Origin of the sequence: Pseudooceanicola lipolyticus (assembly GCF_002786325.1) — a bacterium.
In the GTDB taxonomy this organism is placed as follows: domain Bacteria; phylum Pseudomonadota; class Alphaproteobacteria; order Rhodobacterales; family Rhodobacteraceae; genus Pseudooceanicola_C; species Pseudooceanicola_C lipolyticus.
This window is the reverse complement of the sequence record NZ_PGTB01000408.1, coordinates 1-725: the sequence shown is the minus strand read 5'-3', so window position 1 is coordinate 725 and position 725 is coordinate 1. Positions and strand designations below refer to the sequence as shown.

Annotated in this window: 1 protein-coding gene and 1 pseudogene; both read right to left on the bottom strand. The window is 71.9% G+C overall.

Translation table 11 applies throughout. The features are described 5' to 3' along the window. The coding region (locus CVM52_RS26290) for a sugar nucleotide-binding protein (protein ID WP_133120026.1) at positions 1–367 on the bottom strand (367 nt) is incomplete at its 3' end. Beyond that, positions 364–725 (bottom strand): annotated as a pseudogene (locus tag CVM52_RS27340) (hypothetical protein); the annotation flags it as partial. The gene CVM52_RS26290 and the pseudogene CVM52_RS27340, both read right to left, overlap by 4 nt.

Genomic DNA, 725 nt, shown 5'->3' with positions numbered 1-725 from the left:
AGGCGCCCAGCGGGCCGGGGGGCGCCTCGGGCGGGAACGGCGCGCTGCCGGTGCCGTCAAAGACGTAATCGGTCGAGACATGCACCAGCGGCACGCCGATCTCGGCGCAGGCCCGCGCGATGGCGCCCGGGGTGGTGGCGTTGATGGTGGCGGCCAGCGCCTCCTCGCGTTCGGCCTGGTCCACCGCGGTATAGGCCACGGTGTTGATCACCGCGCTGGCGCCGCTGTCGCGCACCAGCGCGGCGCAGCTTTCGGGATCGGTGAACTCGGCCACCTCGCGGCCCAGGATCACGGTCTCTGCCGGATCGGTCCGGCGCGCCAGTTCCAGGCCCAGCTGGCCGATCTCGCCCAATATCACCAGCGTCATGGCGCCGCCTCCTGTATTGCGGGACGCCGGCTGCGCGGCACCCAGGCCAGCGCCGGCTTTTCGATCAGGTGCCAGGACAGCACCGCGCAGGGCAGCGTCAGCGCCAGCGCCAGGGCAATGTTCTGCCCCGGACTCAGCATGCCCCAATGGGCGGCCAGCTGCTGCAGCGGGAAGGCATAGATATACATGCCGTAGGAATAATCGCCCAGCCGGTTGTAGCGCAGCAGCGCCGGCAGGCGGGCAAAGCCGGCCAGGAACACCGCATAGCTCAGCGCCAGCACGAAGACCGGCCGGAACAGCGCCGACGGCCCCCACCAGGCCAGCGCCGCCAGCGCCGCCAGGCCCAGCGCCGGCCCCG